Source organism: Mesorhizobium sp. M2C.T.Ca.TU.002.02.1.1, assembly GCF_003997225.1.
The window spans coordinates 1-1,674 of the sequence record NZ_RZTO01001083.1; the positions used below are offsets into that span (position 1 = coordinate 1).

General features: G+C 62.5%; 1 protein-coding gene and 1 pseudogene. Both read right to left on the minus strand.

Annotated features, from left to right (window positions below; all coding sequences use genetic code 11):
* Positions 1-200 (minus strand): annotated as a pseudogene (locus tag EOD07_RS33570) (hypothetical protein); the annotation flags it as partial.
* A 183-nt stretch (positions 201-383) separates the two neighbouring features.
* Entirely contained in the window at positions 384-1,286 is a 903-nt protein-coding gene (locus EOD07_RS33575; protein WP_040987365.1) for a GntR family transcriptional regulator, read from the minus strand.
* Positions 1,287-1,674 lie beyond the last annotated feature (388 nt).

The window sequence follows — 1,674 nt, forward strand, 5'->3', positions numbered from 1 at the left end:
GGCGAAACCATGCTGCAGCCGAGCGAGCAGCAGGCCGGCATGTGCTGCTGGTGGGGATCCCCACCGGGTAGTTTTACGGCCCCTTCATGCGTGCAGATGACGTTGCCGAAGGCGTCGAGCTGCGACGGCGCGCCGAAGGCGAAAGCGCCGAGACAGGACTGAAGCAACAGAAGCAGCCCCGCGACGAACGCGGCCGGCATGCTCCATCGTTTCAGCCTTATATCCAACGCCAAGCCTCTCCCGGAAACTTGATCGACCCTAACATGGACGATGCGGCCGGAAAATCGGCAAAACCGCGCTGCGGCAACACGGCACGACGTGTCTGTTCTTATGGGTCTGTTGAGATTCAGGTGATGCCGGCCTGACCTGAATCTCAACAGACCCTAGGCGGGCTGCGCCTGCCGTCCTTCGGGAATCGAGCTCAGCAGCGTCTGGCGCGCCGACTTCAAATGCTTGCGGCAGGCGGCGTCAACCTTGCCGGGATCGCGCGATTTCAGCGCCGCGATATAGGCAAGATGCTCCTGCACGGCGACCTCGTTGCGCTGGCGCTCCTCGGCCTTGTTCCATTGGTAGTGGTAGTGGAAGATCATCGCGATCACATCGTAGAAGTCGACGATGAAGCGGTTGTGCGAGGCGCGGTGGATCAGCCGGTGGAAGCGCTCGTCGAGCTCGGAGAATTCGTTGAAGCGCGTGGCGATCTCGCTGGCGAGCTGGCGATGCTCGACCTCCAGCCGGTCGAGATCGGCCCACACCGCGCTATCCTCCGGCAGCGCGGCAAAAGCCGCCGCCGAGCGCAGCTCGAACATCTCGCGGATCTCGGTCAGCTCCAGCGCGAAGGCGCGCGTGAACCCCTTCAGCACCCAATGGCTGTTGCGCCGCTTCTCGATTAGCCCGAAGCGCGAGAAGCGGATCAGGAACTCGCGCACGCTGGTGGTGCCGACGCCGATCTCGCGCGCCAGCTCCAGCTCGTTGATCTGCATGCCGGCCTCGGCGCCCTCAGCCAGCAAGCGCCGCATGAAGGAGCGCTCGATGATCTCGGCCAGCGAATCGGTCTCCTCCTCGGGGAAGAAATCCTCCGGCCGTGGCGCCCTGAGCACCGTCTTGCTGCGCTTGTTCCAGGCGATCAGCCCGGTTTCTTCCATGCGCGAAAGAATGCTGCGCACCGTGGTGCGGCTGACGCCGAGCAGCGTGCCGAGCTCCGGTTCCGAAGGCAGGCTCTTGGTTTCGTCGAGCAGTCGCAGACAGCGGTTGAAAGCGTCCTTGTAGACGTTGTTGCTCTTCGACATGCCCCGTATCCCCCAACGCTTGCGGCGGCTGACCGGAAGCGCGATATGATCGGTCTCCTAGCGCAAGCCTCCGAAAAGCGGAACGTTTTTCGCCGGCTTGCCAAACGGGCAGGCTCGGGCATCTATAGGATGCGCGCCACCTGCAGCGAAAAAACAATTGACGCAAAAATGTTTTTTCCCGATAAAAGACATTACCTTTAAACGGGCGCAAGTCAATCCGCCCGCATTCCCAGGATCACCCAGGACAGCCGCCCGTGACCGTTGCAAACATCATCCTTCTCTCCCCCTCCGATAATGTCGCCGTTGCCAATGGGCGCATCGAAATCGGAACGCCATTGCCGGGCGGCGCCGCCGCGACTGCCGTGATCGAGCCCGGCCACAAGATGGC

Coding starts and splice junctions, on each gene's coding strand:
- EOD07_RS33575 (WP_040987365.1), bottom strand. CDS start 1,286: ATGTCGAAGAGCAACAACGTCTACAAGGACGCTTTCAACCGCTGTCTG.